Here is a 13,588-nt window from a genome sequence, read left to right on the forward strand (position 1 = left end):
GGGCCCGGCCCACCGACCCGACCCGGAGACCCCCGTGCCGCTGCCCCACCCGGCCCGCGTACGCCGGCATCACCGCTCCGCGGACCGCACCGGACGCCTCCGCTCGGTCCGCGTCCAACTGCTGGCGCCGATCCTGGTGGCCACCGCCGGCCTGGTCGTGCTGGGGGCGGCGCAGACCGACGCCGCGCTCGACGCGTCCGCCGACGCCGACCGGGCCCGCGTGCTGGCCGGCACCGCCACCGCGACCGTACGGCTGGTGCACGAGCTGGAGCGCGAACTGGGCGAGACGGCCGCGTTGCGCCAGCGCGGCGGTACGTCCGGCCGCCCGCTCGTGGACGCGCAGCGCCGCCGGGTGGACACGGCGGTGGACCGCTACCGCTCGGCGCAGGGTGACGCGCGCCGGGCCGCGCCGAATCTGGCCGGGGTGCTGGACGACGCGCGAGGGCGCCTGGAGCAGCTCTCGCCGACCCGGGACCTGGCGCTGGCCGGTGAGCGCGGCGACCCGGCGTACGTGTCGCTGGTGGAGTCGCTGCTCGCGGTCGCGGACGCGCTGCCGAGCCAGCTCCGCGACGCCGAGCTGGCCAACCAGGCGCGCGAGGTGGCCGCGGTGGCCGCCCAGGAGCACCTGTCCGCGCTGGAGCGCGACCTGCTGCGGGCGGTGTTCGTCCGGGGTGGACTGCAGAGTGGCGAACTGGCCCGGCTGGGCCGGCTGCGGGGTGCCCGGGAGCAGCGGCAGGCCGAGTTCCTGCGGATCGCCTCCGCACCGGCGAACAGGGCCTGGTACCGGCTGGTCGACGGCACCGACGTGACCACTGCCCGCCGGATACGTGACGCCGTCCTCGACTCCGACGGCGCGCCGGGCACGGTGAAGACCGACGGTGACGCCTGGTACGTGGCGCAGAGCGGCGCGATCCGCCGGTACAACCTGCTCGGCCGGGACCTGTCCGACGGGCTGGACCGGGACGCGGCTGACCTGGCCGGGGCGGCCCGGCTGCGTGCGGTGCTCACCGCCGGGGCGACGAGCACAGTCGCGCTCGGCTCGCTCGTCACCGCCGTGCTGCTGGCGGTCCGCACCAGCCGCCGGTTGCGCCGGCTGCGGGTGGCCGCGCTCACCATGGCCAACCGGGAACTGCCGGAGCGGATCACCGCGATCGCGGCGGGCGAGCGGACCCCGGCGGAGGGCCCGGCGACCCGGATGACCGACGGGATCCGCCGGGGCCGGGACGAGGTGGCGCAGGTCGCCGAGGCGTTCGACACGGTGAACCGGGCCGCGTTGCGGCTGGCCGGGCAGCAGGCCGAGTTGCGGCTGGACGTGACCCGGATGGCGGAGGCGCTGGCCCGGCGCATCCGTACGCTCATCACCCGGCAGCTACGGCTGCTCGACGACTTCGAGCGCGAGGAGACCGACCCGGACGCGCTGGCCCGTCTGTTCGCGCTGGACCACCTCGCCGCCCGGTTGCGCCGCAACGGCGAGAACCTGCTGGTGCTGGCCGGTGGTGAGCCCGGCCGCGGGCACGAGGGCGCGTTGCTGCTGGACGACGTGGTCCGGGCGGCGGCCTCCGAGATCGAGGACTACCCGCGGGTGGAGATCGACGTGCCGACCGCGGCGGTGCACGGCACGGCGGCCGGCAATCTGGTGCACCTGCTGGCGGAGCTGCTGGAGAACGCCACCGTCTACTCGCCACCCGAGGCCCGGGTGCTCGTCGACGGCCGGCGCACTGTCGACGGGCTGATGTTGCGCGTCCACGACCAGGGCATCGGCGTCAGCGAGAGCCGGCTGGCCGAGATCAACGAGCGGCTGGCCGCGCCGGCCATGCTGTCCAGCGCCACGGCGGGCAGCATGGGCCTGCACGTGGTGGCCCACCTGGCCGCCCGGCACGGGATCCGGGTGCAGTTGCACAACCCGGGCACCGGCACTGTGGCGCAGGTCGACGTACCGGAATCGGTGCTGACCCGGGTCGAGTCGGTGGCGTCGCGGCCGACGGCGGAGCGGCGACCGCGCGCCGCGGCCTGGTTCAAGTCCGGGCCCGCCGGACGGCCGGCGGCCGGCAGCCGCAGCCTCGTCACCAGCGCCACGACCGTCGGCCCGGTGCGCGGCGTCGCCGCCGTCCGCACGCCCGGAGGCGCGTTGCTGGCACCGAGCACGGCGCGGATCCGGCCGGTGAGTGTGCCGCCGACGCCCGTCCCGACCACCGCCGCCGGGCTGCCCCGGCGGCAGGTGGGCGGCCACCTGCCCGGGCCGATGCCGGACGCCGCCGCGCCGCCGCCGGCCACCGACCTGCTCGACCCCGAAGTGGTACGTGCCCGGCTGTCCGCCCTCGCCGAGGGGGTGGCCAGCGCGACCCGCCGTGCCCCGAACACCACCACACCCAACGGGAGAAGATCATGACCTCACCGTCCTCCGCCGGCCTGGACTGGCTGCTGGCGAACTTCGCCGAGCAGGTGCCGGACGTCTCGCACGCGCTCGCGGTCTCCGAGGACGGGTTGCGGCTGGCGTCCTCGCCGGACCTCGCCCCCGACCAGGTCGACCAGCTCGCGGCGGTGATCAGCGGGCTGGCGAGCCTGACCGTGGGCGCGGCCCGGCTGATGTCGGCGGGCCGGGTACGCCAGCAGATCGTCGACATGGACGGCGGGGTGATGCTGGTGATGGCGGTGGGTGAGCGGGCGCTGCTCGGCGTGCTCGCCGCGCCCGGCTGCGACCTGGGCCAGATCGGCTACGAGACGGCGACGCTGGTGCAGCGGGTGGCGGAGGCGCTGGAACCGGCGGTCCGACGGTGACCGGCCGCCCGCTGCGGCTGCTGGCCGCGCTGATGACGGCGGTGCTGGTGGCCGGCTGCGCGGCCGAGGACGCCACCCCTGAGGCGTGGCACGGCGGGCGGATCTTCCTGGCCACCGGCAACACCACCGGCGTCTACTACCAGCTCGGCGGCGGGTACGCCGACCTGATCACCCGCCACCTGCCCGGGTACGAGGCGCGGGCGGAGCCGACCGGTGCGTCGGTGGAGAACATCACCCGGGTGGCGAGCGGCGACATGGAGATCGCGTTCAGCCTGGCCGACACGGCCGCGGACGCGGTCGACGGGCGCGGGGCGTTCGACAAGCAGCCGCAGCCGGTGCGGGCGCTGGCCCGGGTCTACAGCAACTACACGCACGTGATCGTCCGCGCCGACGGCAAGATCGGCAGCTTCGCCGACCTGCGCGGCAAGCGCATCTCCACCGGTTCGCCGAAGTCCGGCACCGACATCATCGCCGGGCGTCTGCTCACCGCCGGTGGCATCGACCCGAACCGGGACATCCAGCGGTTCAACCTGTCGCTGCCGGAGACGGTCAAGCGGATGCGCGCCAAGGGCCTGGACGCCATGTTCTTCTCCGGCGGTCTGCCCACACCGGGCGTCAAGGACCTGCTCTCCTCCGCGCCCGGCACGTTCCGGCTGCTGCCTCTCGACGAGCTGATCGAGCCGTTGAGCGCCCGCTTCGGCGCGGTCTACACCACGGCGACGCTGCCGAAGGAGGTCTACGGCACGCCCGCGCCGACGCCGACGATCACCGTGGCGAACGTGATCCTGGTGGCGGCGGACATGCCCGAGCAGCTCGCGTACGACCTGACCCGGGTGCTGTTCACCTGGCAGGGCGAGCTGATCCAGGTGCACCCGGAGGCGGCGAACTTCAACCGGTCCAGCGCCGCGGCGACCCGGCCGATCCCGCTGCACCCGGGCGCGCAGCGGTTCTACCGCACCGGCTGAGCGCGGGACTGTGCCGCCTCGGTTCGAGCCGGGGCGGCGCCGCGCCTGCTACGGCGTCCAGTCGCGCCGCAGCAGGCCGTAGATCACCAGGTCGGTGAAGCCGTCGCCGTCGTACTCGCGGTCCCGCTGGGTGCCCTCGTGGACGAACCCGCACCTCTCGGCGGTGCGCCGCATGGCCGTGTTGCCGGCGAGCGTCTCGATCTCCAGCCGGCGCAGGTTGCGGTTGCGGAACCCGTACCGGCAGAGCAGCCGGATCACCTCGGTGCCGTAGCCCTTGCCGCGCGCCTCCGGCAGCAGCGTGATGCCGAGGTGGGCGTACCCGTTGAAGGCGTTGATGCCCCAGAGCACGCCGGTGCCGAGGAACGTGCCGTCGGCGACGGTCTCGGCCAGCAGCGACACCGGAGCGGCGGCCTCCGGCTGCTCGGCGGCACGCTTCTCCAGCCGGGCCCGGACCTGCCCGACGTGGTGCGGCAGGAACGGCTCGTCGTCGGTGACCAGGTGCAGCTCCGGGTCGCTGTGCAGCCGGAACATGTCCGGCGCGTCGTCGGGGGTGGGCGTACGCAGGCGGACCCGGTCGGTGGCGAACATGCCGCGACGCTAACGGTGGGTGGGCAGGGCGACAACCGGATTTGGCTCCCCTACCGACCGGTCGGTAGGGTGGTGGGCATGACCCCGCTCGTGCTCGCCACCGCCCTGACCAAGACCTACGGAACGCGCCACGCCCTGCGTGCGCTCGACCTGACCGTCGCGCCGGGCAGCCGGTTCGTCGTGCTCGGCCACAACGGCGCCGGCAAGTCCACGCTGCTGGAGATCATCGCGACGCTGCGCACCCCGACGTCCGGCTCGGTACGCGTCGGCGGCTTCGACACCGCCACGCAGGCGCGGGACGCCCGGCGCCTGATCGGCCTCGCGCCGCAGTGCAACGCCCTGGACCCGCTCGCCACCCCCACCGAGGTGCTCGACCTCCAGGGCGTCGCACTCGGGCTCGGCCGCCGCGAGCGGGCCCGCCGTACGCGCGAACTGGTCGACCTGTTCGGCCTGGGCGAGCACCGCTCGACCCGGGTCGCCGAGCTCTCCGGCGGCACCCGCCGCAAGCTGGACCTGGCCGTGGCGCTCGTCGCCGAGCCCGCCGTGGTGATCCTGGACGAGCCGACCACCGGCCTGGACCCGCTCGCGCGCATCGACTTCTGGACCGAGCTGACCCGCCTCAACCAGGCCGGCACCTCGCTGCTCATCTCGACCCAGGACCTGCACGAGGCGGACGTGCTCGCCACCGACATCGCGGTGCTCCGGGACGGCCGGGTGGTCGCCCAGGGCCCGCCGGCGTCGCTGAAGCAGCGCGTCGGCGCCCGTACGCTCACGCTCGACCTGTCCGGCGCCGCCGCCGCTGCCGCGTTCGCCGCCGCGTCCGAGGCCGGGTTCCGCGCCGACCCCGACCGCCCGGACCGGGTACGCCTCAGCGTGCCCGACGACCCGCGTGCCCTGGCGAAGGCCCTGACCGAGGCCGGAGACGCCGCCGCCGACATCACCCGGCTGCACCTCGCCGAGCCCTCCCTCGACGACGTCTTCGTCGCCCTCGCCGCCCGCTGAGGCGTGACCCACCGCACCCCGAAAGGCCCCGAACCCGTGCTCCCGCTGGCAGTCGCCCCGCCCCGCCGCTCCCCGGCCCCGGTCGTCCTCGCGGCGATCAGACGCTCCACGCGTGCCGTGCTCCGTACGCCCGCGCTGCTCGTCGCCCCCGTCGCCCAGTCCCTGTTCTTCCTGCTCGTCTACGCCGGGCAACTCGACGCCGTGGGCAGCACCTACCTGGACGGCACGAGCTTCATCGCGTTCCTGCTGCCGCTGATCCTGCTCACCGGCGTCGCCACCGGCGCGGGCGCCGCCGGCACGCTGGTGCTGGGCGACATCACCAGCGGCTACCTCGACCGCCTCCGGCTCGCCCACGGCACCACCACACCGTTCCTCGTCGGGCCGCTCGTGGCCGCGCTGGTCGCCGTCGTCCTCCAGATGGCGGTGACGATCGCCGGGGCCGCGCTGATCGGCTACCGGCCGGCGAGCTGGTCCGGAGTCGCCGCGATGCTGCTGCTGATGCTGGCGCTGGGCCTCGGTGTCGCGCTGCTGAGCATGGCGCTCGCGATCCGGTCGGCCTCGGCGTCGGCCACGAACCTGGTCACGCTCGCCGTGTTCGGCCTGTCGTTCTTCACCGGCGTGTTCGCGCCGGTCGACCGGCTCGCCGGCTGGATGCGGGTGATCGCCACCGTCAACCCGCTCACCTATATCGTCGACACCGCCCGCCAGCTCGGCGGCGACGCGTCGCTCACCGCGGCTCCGGCCGGCGTCACGGCGGTCGCCGTCCTCGCCGTGGCCGGAACCGCCGCCTGCGCGCTCGCCCTCCACCACGCGAGGAAGAACCGATGAGCCCCACCGACACCCGCACCCAGATCATGGACGCCTTCGCCGAGCAGCTCGCCGCGACCGGCTACCAGGGCATCTCCCTGGTCGGCGTGGGCCGCAGCGTCGGCATCCAGAAGCCGTCCATCTACCACCACTTCCCCGGCGGCAAGGAGGACCTGTACATCGCGGTTGCGGAACGGTACATCCGGGACGTCGGCGGCCGGATCGCGGCGGCGCTGGCCGAGCCCGGCGACGTGACGCACCGGCTGCACGCGCTCGCCGCCGTCGCCGCCGGGCAGCACGGCGACGCGATCACGTTCGAGCAGCGCATCTACGACACGCTGCCGATCGTCTCCGCCGGGACCAGCGAGCACGTGTCGGGCCTCTACGTCGCGCTGATGCTGGAGCCGGTGACCCGGTTCTTCGCCGACGCGAAGGCCGAGGGCGCCGTCACCGGCGACCCGGAGTTCCTGATGAACGCGTTCCTGCACCTGGCCCGCGCGGCCGACCTCACCGACGAGACCGGACCCGCCCGGGTCGTCGCGCTCTTCCTCGACGGTGCCCGCCCACGTGCCTGAACCAAGGACGACGTCCTGAAGATGTAGACCTCAGGCGTCGGCGGGGGCGGTGGCGGCGCGCGCCGCCGCAACCAGCCGGGCGGTCTCGGCGGTCACCGCCTCGTCGTCGGCCGGCGTCCCCGGGTCGTAGCGGACCGTCCAGGTCAGACCGTCGACCCCGGACACCCGCCGGGCCGCGATCCGCCCGGAGCCGCCGGGCACCTCGTGGTGCGAGGTGTACGCCACCGAGCCGGTGACCCGGGCCCGGACCTGGTGCGGCAGGTCACCCGGGTCGACGAGCAGGTACGTCTCGGGGAGGCCGTCCGCGACCACCAGGTAGCCGTCGTGCTCGGCGACCGGCTCGGCCGGGGTGACAGTCAGCTCCCGGCCGGACCACACCGCCTTGAGGATGTCGTGCCAGCCGAGACGGTCCACCCGGCCGGGCAGCCAGAGCCCGCGGTTGCTGGCGACCAGCACGCCGTCGTTGCCGCCCTCGCCGGTGCCGGCCGCGGCCCAGGCGAGAACACGCTCGTCGGTGGCCAGCGGCGGCCGGTCGGCCGACGGCAGTTTCGGCCGGCGGTTGAACAGACCCATCACAAACCTCCGGCGGCCTGCTCGCGCAGTGCCCGTGCGTGCTGTTCCAGCGAGAGCAGTTCTCCGAACAGGGCGAAGTACTCGTCCTTGTTGCTCACCGGGTTGATCCGCTGGATCTTCGACTTCAGGTCACGGATGCGGCCGGTGACCGAACTCCACTGGAGCCGGGCCATGGTGATCGAGACGTACCTCGGGTCGGGCTCACCGTCGATGCGCAACGGCTCCACCGCCAGCTCACCGACCAGCGCCTGCCCGGCCAGGTCGTCGCAGGCGTCGCGGACCCGCTCGATCCACACCGCGCCGCCGGTCGCGCCGGACGCGCCGCCGGCGGCGGCCACGGCGGCGCGTACCGCCACGTGCACCGGGTGCTGGTAGTCGGTCGCCTCGACCGCGTCGAACATCGGGCCGGCCAGGACCGGCTCCTGCAGCGCCAGCTTCAGCGCCTCCCGCTCCACCATGGAGCGTGGGCTGTCCACAGCCGGCGCGGCCGGGCCGGAGCGGGCGGGTGCGGCGGGCGCGCCACCGGCCTGCGGCCCGTGCGCGGCGGCCAGCACCGCACGCTGCACCGGCTCGATCTCCATGCCGAGGTCACCGGCGAGCTTGCGTACGTACTCCGGGCGCTTCTCCCGGTCCTTGATCTTCGCCACCAGCGGCGCGGCGCGGCGCATCGCCTCGACGCGGCCGTCGACGGTGTCCAGGTCGAACCGGTTGATCACGTGCCGGAGCGCGAAGTCCACCAGCGGCTCGCGGCGGGCCACCAGGTCGCGTACGGCCAGGTCGCCCTTTGCCAGGCGCAGCTCGCACGGGTCCATGTTGTCGGGGCTGACCGCGATGAAGGTGCGCCCGACGAAGCGCTGGTCGTCCTCGAAGGCGCGCAACGCGGCCTTCTGGCCGGCCGCGTCGCCGTCGAAGGTGAAGATGATCTCGCCGGCCCGCTCGTCGCTGTCGAACAGCACCCGGCGCAGCACCGAGATGTGGTCGCCGCCGAACGCCGTGCCGCAGGTCGCCACCGCCGTCGGCACGTCGGCGAGGTGGCAGGCCATCACGTCGGTGTAGCCCTCGACCACCACCACCTTGCCCTGCTTGGCGATCTCCCGCTTGGCCTGGTCGATGCCGTAGAGCACGTGCGACTTCTTGTAGAGCGGCGTCTCGGGGGTGTTGAGGTATTTCGGGCCGTCGTCGTCGTCGAAGAGCTTGCGGGCGCCGAAGCCGATCACGTCGCCGGTGATGTCCCGGATCGGCCACATCAGGCGGCGGCGGAACCGGTCGATCAGCGAGCCGGAGCGGGCCGGGCGGGACAGGCCGGCGGTGACCAGCTCGTCGTGGGTGAAGCCCTGCTGGCGCAGGTGCTTGGTGAGCAGGTCCCACCCGTCGGGGGCGAAGCCGCAGCCGTACCGCTCGGCGGCGGCCCGGTCGAAGCCGCGCCCGGCGAGGAACTCGCGGGCCGGGCGGGCGCCGGCGGTGGTGAGCTGGGCCCGGTAGAACTCGACGGCGGCGGCGTGCGCGGCCACCAGGCGCTGCCGCTGCCCCTGCTGCGGCCGGGTACGCGGCGCGGACCGGTCGTCCTCGACGTAGCGCAACTGGATGCCGGCGCGGGCCGCCAGCCGTTCGACCGACTCGACGAAGCTGAGGTGCTCGGCGTCCATCAGGAACTTGATCGCGTCGCCGCCGACGCCGCAGCCGAAGCAGTAGAACACGTTGCGGGCGGGCGAGACGTTGAACGACGGGCTCTTCTCGTCGTGGAAGGGGCACAACCCCTTGAGGTTGCCGCCACCGGCCGACTTGAGCGTCACCACCTCGGAGATGACGTCCGCGATGGCGGTGCGCTCGCGGACCAGCGCGATGTCCTCGTCCCGGATCCGCCCCGCCATGACCGCCACCCCCTCGGCGTACATCCTGCCCTGCCGGACCGACGTTCCGGCGGCCGGGGGGACGGGCGTGTGGCCGACCACGCCCGTCCCCGCCGGCTCAGGCCGAGCGGGCCGCCGCGGGGTCGCCGATGCGCGGGAACGGCTCGATCGAGAAGACCACCTCGACCGGCACCTCGAAGTACGCGGCGATGCGCAGCGCCAGGTGCAGGCTGGGCCGGAACTCGCCGCGCTCCAGGTAACCGACGGTCTGGTAATGCACACCGAGCGCGTCGGCCAGTTGCCGCCGGGAGATGCCCCGTTCGGCGCGCAGCACCGCGATGCGGTTGTGCACGGTCTCGCTCATCGACGCCCTCTCATCCGACCCGCTGCATGGCCCGCTCCCGCCGGGCCGCGACCCGCGAGCCGGACTCCCGGCGGGCCATCCGGCGCAGCACCACCGGGGCCAGCACGAGCCCGAGCACCGCCCAGGAGCCGAGCACGCCGACCGTCTCCAGGTGCCGCCAGGAGCCGCCGAGTTCGACAGCCGCCAGGTCGCCCGGGAGCAGCGCCGAGCGCATGCCCAAGCCTAGCCAGTAGAGCGGGAAGACCTGGGCGACGCCCTGGAGCCAGCCGGGCAGGCCATTGATCGGGTAGAAGATGCCGGACAGCGCGATGAGACCGAAGATCGGCATCACCACCAGGCCCATGTTGCGCGGGTTCTCCACCAGCGAGCCGATCACCGCGCCCAGCGGCAGCGTCGCCACCAGCCCGAGCGGCACCACCCAGGCCAGCGTGAGCCAGGCGCCGGGGTCACCGAGCCGCAGCCCGTCGAGGAAGAACAGCCCGGGCGTGAGCTGGATGACCACGCCGATCAGCGCGACCGCCGAGACCAGGACGATCTTGCCGACCAGGTAGCCGAGCATGCCGTCCGGAATGGCCTTGGCGCGCAGCAGCGTGCCGTCCTCCCGGTCGATGACGAGCTGGTTGGCCAGCCCGAGCAGACCACCGAAGAGCAGGCCCATGCCGAGCGCGCTGGGCAGCGTACGGGCGCCGAGCGAGAAGTCGGTGCCCGGCACGGTCGAGCCGCGCATCCAGAACACGGCGATCAGCAGCACGACTGTGGGGAAGAAGTAGGTCCAGAGATCCTGGCCGTTGGTGAACGTCGCGCGCAGCTCGATCACGCCGCGCCGCAGCCCGGCCCGCAGCGCGTTGGTGGTCGGGTTCATCGGTTCGCCTCCTGCTGCCACACCCGCTCGGCCCGGCCGGTACGGATGCCGGTCTCCTCCTCGTGCACCAGCGCCAGGTACGCGTCCTCCAGGCTGGCCCGGCGCACCTCCAGCTCGCGTACCCGGTCGCCGTGCTCGCGGAGCAGGTCGCGCAGGAACGCGGTGGCGTCGGCGGTGGCGTGCACGTACCGCTCGCCGTCGCGGGTCCAGCGCACCTCGGCGTCCCCCGCGACGCGCCGGGCGAGCTGGTCGGGCGAGCCCTCGGCGATGATCCGGCCACCGGCCAGGATGAGGATGCGGTCGGCCAGCTTCTCCGCCTCGGCCAGGTCGTGCGTGGTCAGCACGATGGTGGTCTCGTCCAGGTCGGCCAGGCGGTGCACCAGCTCGTGGAACTCGCGCCGGGCGGCCGGGTCGAAGCCGACTGTGGGCTCGTCCAGGAACAGCAGTTCCGGCCGGCCGACGATGCCGACCGCGACGTCGAGCCGGCGGCGCTGACCACCGGAGAGCCGGGCCACCCGGCTGCCGGCGTGCGCGGTCAGCCCCACCGTCTCCAGCAGTTCGTCGACCGGCCACGGGCGCGGGATCCGGTCGGTCGCGTACGGCGCGTAGAAGTCGCCGAGGTGGGCCAGCAGCTCCCGCACCCGCCACTTGCCGTGGTCGCGCCAGGACTGGAGCACCACGCCCAGCCGCGCGCGCCACCGCTCGTCGCCGCGCGCCGGGTCGGCGCCGAGCACCCGGACCGTGCCGGCCGAGGGCACCCGGAAGCCTTCGAGGATCTCGATGGTGGTGGTCTTGCCCGCGCCGTTGGGCCCGAGCAGCGCCACCACCTCGCCCCGCCGGGCGGTCAGGTCGACGCCGTGCAGCACGTCGACGGCGCCGTAGCGCATACGCAGATCCCGCACGTCGAGGACGAGATCCTCGTCGGGAGGTCGGGGGGACGCGACGGACCCCGGGAGTTCGACCGCAGTCATGCCTCGGAATGTAGCACCTCTACTACATTCCGGGGTACACCCACTCACCGCGGGACGCGCAGTGGGAGTCGTCAGGACACGACGGCGGCGGCCTCCTCGGCCTCCACGGCGGCGTTCCAGGCCGGCTTGGTGGACCGCCAGCCCTCGTCGTCCATGCCGCGCCGCCAGTAACCGGAGATGGACAGGTCGCCCCGGGGCACGCCGCGCTCGACGCGCAGCAGCCGGCGCAGCTCCTTCATCGCCCCGGCCTCGCCGTGCACGAACGCGTGCACCCGGCCGGGCGGGAACTCCAGCGCCCGGACCGCCTCGACCAGCGGCTCGCCGTACGGGCGCCCGTCCCGGTGCAGCCAGCACACCTCGACCTCGCCCGCGCTGGTCAGGGGCAGCTCGTCGGCCGGGCCGGCGACCTCGACGTACACCTTGGCGGCCGCGCCCGCCGGCAGCCGTTCCAGCGCGGCGGCGATGGCCGGCAGCGCGCTCTCGTCACCCGCCAGCAGGTGCCAGTCGGCGGCCGGGTCCGGCGCGTACGCGCCGCCCGGCCCGGCGAACAACACCCGGTCGCCCGGACGCAGCGCCGCCGCCCACGGACCGGCCAGACCCTCGTCGCCGTGGTGCACCACGTCCACTGTCATCTCACCGGCCGCGGCGTCCCAGGCCCGGACCGTGTACGCCCGCAGGCGCGGCCACTGCTCCGCCGGGAACTCCCGCTTGATCGTGGCCAGGTCGACCGGGTACGGGTAGGTCACCCCGGCCGGCGGGAAGACGAACTTCACGTAGTGGTCGGTGTACGCGCCCACCGGCAGCCCGGCCAGCTCGGCGCCGCCCAGGACCAGGCGGATCAGGTGTGGGGTGGGCCGCGTGGTCCGGACGACCGTGGCGGCGGTGAGCTTCTTCGGGCGATCCGTCATGCTGCTTAGGCTAGCCTAAGCTCCGTCGGGATGATCCGGTCAGCTTGGCGACACCAGCCGGGCGTGCCAGGCCAGCGCGGCCGGATCGGTGAGCGAGGCGACCTGGTCGATCACCACGCGCAGCCGCGCGGCGTCGTCCGCCGCGTCCCGCCACAGCGGCGCGAACACCGGGTCGAGCGCGTCGGGCGCCCGGTCCAGCAGCACCGCGACCAGCCCGGTCAGGACGTCGCGCTGCCGGGCGTAGCGGCCCTCGGCGCCGGGACGGCGCATCACGTACCGCAGCGCGATGCCCTTGAGCAGCGCGCACTGCGCCCGGATCCGGCGCGGCACCTCCAGGTCGGCGGCGTAGCGGCGGTGCGGGCCCGGACCGTGGCGCTGCTCGGTGGCGGCCACCACGCCGGCCACGAACCGGCCGGTGAGCACGCTGGTGGTTGCCTTCAACGCGGCGAGGGCGCGGTGGCTGCCGTCGTACGCGGCCAGCGGCGCGAGCACCGGATCGGCCAGCAGGTCGGCGAGCACCTCGCCCAGGTCCTCCGGCGCCTCACCGGAGTAGGCGGCGGCCACGTCGGCGCAGAGGGCCCGCCGCTCGTCCGCGTCGGCCAGCAGCGGGCGCAGGTCGACGTACCCGCCCTGGATGCCGTCCTCGACGTCGTGCACCGAGTACGCCACGTCGTCGGCCCAGTCCATCACCTGGGCCTCCAGGCAGCGCCGGGCGCCGGGCGGGGCGCCCTCGCGCAGCCAGTCGAAGATCGGGCGGTCGTCGGCGTACACGCCGAACTTGCGCTCGCCGGGACGGCGCGGCCACGGGTACTTGCTGACCGCGTCCAGCGCGGCCCGGGTCAGGTTCAGCCCGGCCGAGCGCCCGTCCGGGGTGAACACCTTGGCCTCCAGCCGGGTGAGCACCCGCAGCGTCTGCGCGTTGCCCTCGAATCCGCCGCAGGCGGCGGCCAGCTCGTCCAGCGCGTACTCGCCGTTGTGCCCGAACGGCGGGTGACCCAGGTCGTGCGCCAGCCCGGCGGTGTCCACCACGTCCGGGTCGCAGCCCAGCCGGGCGCCCATCTCGCGGGCGATCTGCGCGACCTCCAGCGAGTGGGTCAGCCGGGTACGCAGGAAGTCGTTCGTCCCGGCGGTGTGCACCTGCGTCTTCGCGGCGAGCCGGCGGAACGCCGCCGAGTGCAGCACGCGGGCGCGGTCCCGCTCGAACGGCGACCGGCCGTACCCGGTGTCCTTGGGCGCCTCGTCGACCAGCCGCGCCGCGTCGCTCATTTCTCCCGGATACGCAGATGGTCGCGACTGCGGGGCTCGCAAGACCGGCTCACTCCTCGCGCTCCCGGACCGCCAAGGT

14 protein-coding genes are annotated in these 13,588 nt (G+C 74.3%); 6 read left to right on the top strand and 8 right to left on the bottom strand.

Going from position 1 to position 13,588, the window contains the following annotated elements:
* The first annotated feature begins 34 nt into the window (after positions 1 to 34).
* The 3 genes from ACN27D_RS05725 to ACN27D_RS05735 are packed head-to-tail and all read left to right on the top strand — an operon-like array spanning position 35 to position 3,743.
* On the top strand, positions 35 to 2,389 hold the full coding sequence (locus ACN27D_RS05725; RefSeq protein WP_421498690.1) for a nitrate- and nitrite sensing domain-containing protein: 2,355 nt from the start codon (positions 35 to 37) through the stop codon (positions 2,387 to 2,389).
* Positions 2,386 to 2,778: a roadblock/LC7 domain-containing protein gene (locus ACN27D_RS05730; protein ID WP_013475557.1), complete on the top strand. Its 393-nt coding sequence runs from the start codon at positions 2,386 to 2,388 to the stop codon at positions 2,776 to 2,778. The genes ACN27D_RS05725 and ACN27D_RS05730 overlap by 4 nt, the downstream gene beginning before the upstream one ends.
* Entirely contained in the window at positions 2,775 to 3,743 is a 969-nt protein-coding gene (locus tag ACN27D_RS05735; RefSeq protein WP_358172307.1) for a TAXI family TRAP transporter solute-binding subunit, read from the top strand. Before ACN27D_RS05730 ends, ACN27D_RS05735 begins: the two co-directional genes overlap by 4 nt.
* Before the next feature lie 48 nt (positions 3,744 to 3,791).
* On the opposite strand, the gene ACN27D_RS05740 is transcribed toward ACN27D_RS05735, so the two are convergent.
* The gene (locus ACN27D_RS05740; protein WP_421498691.1) at positions 3,792 to 4,331 is read right to left on the bottom strand and encodes a GNAT family N-acetyltransferase; all 540 of its coding nucleotides are present in this window, start codon (positions 4,329 to 4,331) and stop codon (positions 3,792 to 3,794) included.
* 78 nt (positions 4,332 to 4,409) lie between these two features.
* Between ACN27D_RS05740 and ACN27D_RS05745 the strand changes: the two genes are divergently transcribed.
* Genes ACN27D_RS05745 through ACN27D_RS05755 form a run of 3 tightly spaced genes read left to right on the top strand, consistent with a single transcriptional unit; the run spans position 4,410 to position 6,715 of the window.
* Positions 4,410 to 5,333 (top strand): ATP-binding cassette domain-containing protein, encoded by a 924-nt coding sequence (locus ACN27D_RS05745; RefSeq protein WP_421498692.1) that lies wholly within the window; start codon positions 4,410 to 4,412, stop codon positions 5,331 to 5,333.
* A 36-nt stretch (positions 5,334 to 5,369) separates the two neighbouring features.
* Positions 5,370 to 6,161, top strand: a complete 792-nt coding sequence (locus tag ACN27D_RS05750) for an ABC transporter permease (protein WP_421498693.1) — start codon at positions 5,370 to 5,372, stop codon at positions 6,159 to 6,161.
* Positions 6,158 to 6,715: a TetR/AcrR family transcriptional regulator gene (locus ACN27D_RS05755; RefSeq protein ID WP_358172305.1), complete on the top strand. Its 558-nt coding sequence runs from the start codon at positions 6,158 to 6,160 to the stop codon at positions 6,713 to 6,715. Before ACN27D_RS05750 ends, ACN27D_RS05755 begins: the two co-directional genes overlap by 4 nt.
* Before the next feature lie 30 nt (positions 6,716 to 6,745).
* On the opposite strand, the gene ACN27D_RS05760 is transcribed toward ACN27D_RS05755, so the two are convergent.
* From ACN27D_RS05760 to ACN27D_RS05790, 7 genes are all read right to left on the bottom strand, one after another.
* Positions 6,746 to 7,288 carry a hypothetical protein gene (locus tag ACN27D_RS05760; RefSeq protein ID WP_357825491.1) on the bottom strand — a complete coding sequence of 181 codons (543 nt, stop codon included), beginning with the start codon at positions 7,286 to 7,288 and terminating at the stop codon, positions 6,746 to 6,748.
* Positions 7,288 to 9,183 carry a DNA primase gene (gene dnaG, locus ACN27D_RS05765; RefSeq protein ID WP_121684103.1) on the bottom strand — a complete coding sequence of 632 codons (1,896 nt, stop codon included), beginning with the start codon at positions 9,181 to 9,183 and terminating at the stop codon, positions 7,288 to 7,290. The genes ACN27D_RS05760 and dnaG overlap by 1 nt, the downstream gene beginning before the upstream one ends.
* 73 nt (positions 9,184 to 9,256) lie before the next feature.
* Positions 9,257 to 9,502, bottom strand: coding sequence for a helix-turn-helix transcriptional regulator (locus tag ACN27D_RS05770; RefSeq protein ID WP_013287928.1), 246 nt, complete (start codon positions 9,500 to 9,502; stop codon positions 9,257 to 9,259).
* 10 nt (positions 9,503 to 9,512) lie between these two features.
* Positions 9,513 to 10,364 carry an ABC transporter permease gene (locus ACN27D_RS05775; protein ID WP_421498694.1) on the bottom strand — a complete coding sequence of 284 codons (852 nt, stop codon included), beginning with the start codon at positions 10,362 to 10,364 and terminating at the stop codon, positions 9,513 to 9,515.
* Entirely contained in the window at positions 10,361 to 11,335 is a 975-nt protein-coding gene (locus tag ACN27D_RS05780) for an ABC transporter ATP-binding protein (protein ID WP_421498695.1), read from the bottom strand. Before ACN27D_RS05780 ends, ACN27D_RS05775 begins: the two co-directional genes overlap by 4 nt.
* A gap of 71 nt (positions 11,336 to 11,406) precedes the next feature.
* Complete coding sequence (locus ACN27D_RS05785; protein WP_421498696.1) at positions 11,407 to 12,243, bottom strand: siderophore-interacting protein; 837 nt, start codon at positions 12,241 to 12,243, stop codon at positions 11,407 to 11,409.
* A 39-nt stretch (positions 12,244 to 12,282) separates the two neighbouring features.
* A complete protein-coding gene (locus ACN27D_RS05790; protein ID WP_421498697.1) occupies positions 12,283 to 13,509 on the bottom strand; it encodes a deoxyguanosinetriphosphate triphosphohydrolase in 1,227 nt (408 codons plus the stop codon).
* Between the last annotated feature and the right edge of the window lie 79 nt (positions 13,510 to 13,588).

Source organism: Micromonospora sp. WMMD1274 (assembly GCF_049179035.1).
Lineage (GTDB): Bacteria > Actinomycetota > Actinomycetes > Mycobacteriales > Micromonosporaceae > Micromonospora > Micromonospora tulbaghiae.

Coding starts and splice junctions, on each gene's coding strand:
- ACN27D_RS05730 (WP_013475557.1), top strand. CDS start 2,386: ATGACCTCACCGTCCTCCGCCGGCCTGGACTGGCTGCTGGCGAACTTC.
- ACN27D_RS05740 (WP_421498691.1), bottom strand. CDS start 4,331: ATGTTCGCCACCGACCGGGTCCGCCTGCGTACGCCCACCCCCGACGAC.
- ACN27D_RS05745 (WP_421498692.1), top strand. CDS start 4,410: ATGACCCCGCTCGTGCTCGCCACCGCCCTGACCAAGACCTACGGAACG.
- ACN27D_RS05755 (WP_358172305.1), top strand. CDS start 6,158: ATGAGCCCCACCGACACCCGCACCCAGATCATGGACGCCTTCGCCGAG.
- ACN27D_RS05760 (WP_357825491.1), bottom strand. CDS start 7,288: ATGGGTCTGTTCAACCGCCGGCCGAAACTGCCGTCGGCCGACCGGCCG.
- dnaG (WP_121684103.1), bottom strand. CDS start 9,183: ATGTACGCCGAGGGGGTGGCGGTCATGGCGGGGCGGATCCGGGACGAG.
- ACN27D_RS05770 (WP_013287928.1), bottom strand. CDS start 9,502: ATGAGCGAGACCGTGCACAACCGCATCGCGGTGCTGCGCGCCGAACGG.
- ACN27D_RS05775 (WP_421498694.1), bottom strand. CDS start 10,364: ATGAACCCGACCACCAACGCGCTGCGGGCCGGGCTGCGGCGCGGCGTG.
- ACN27D_RS05780 (WP_421498695.1), bottom strand. CDS start 11,335: ATGACTGCGGTCGAACTCCCGGGGTCCGTCGCGTCCCCCCGACCTCCC.
- ACN27D_RS05785 (WP_421498696.1), bottom strand. CDS start 12,243: ATGACGGATCGCCCGAAGAAGCTCACCGCCGCCACGGTCGTCCGGACC.
- ACN27D_RS05790 (WP_421498697.1), bottom strand. CDS start 13,509: ATGAGCGACGCGGCGCGGCTGGTCGACGAGGCGCCCAAGGACACCGGG.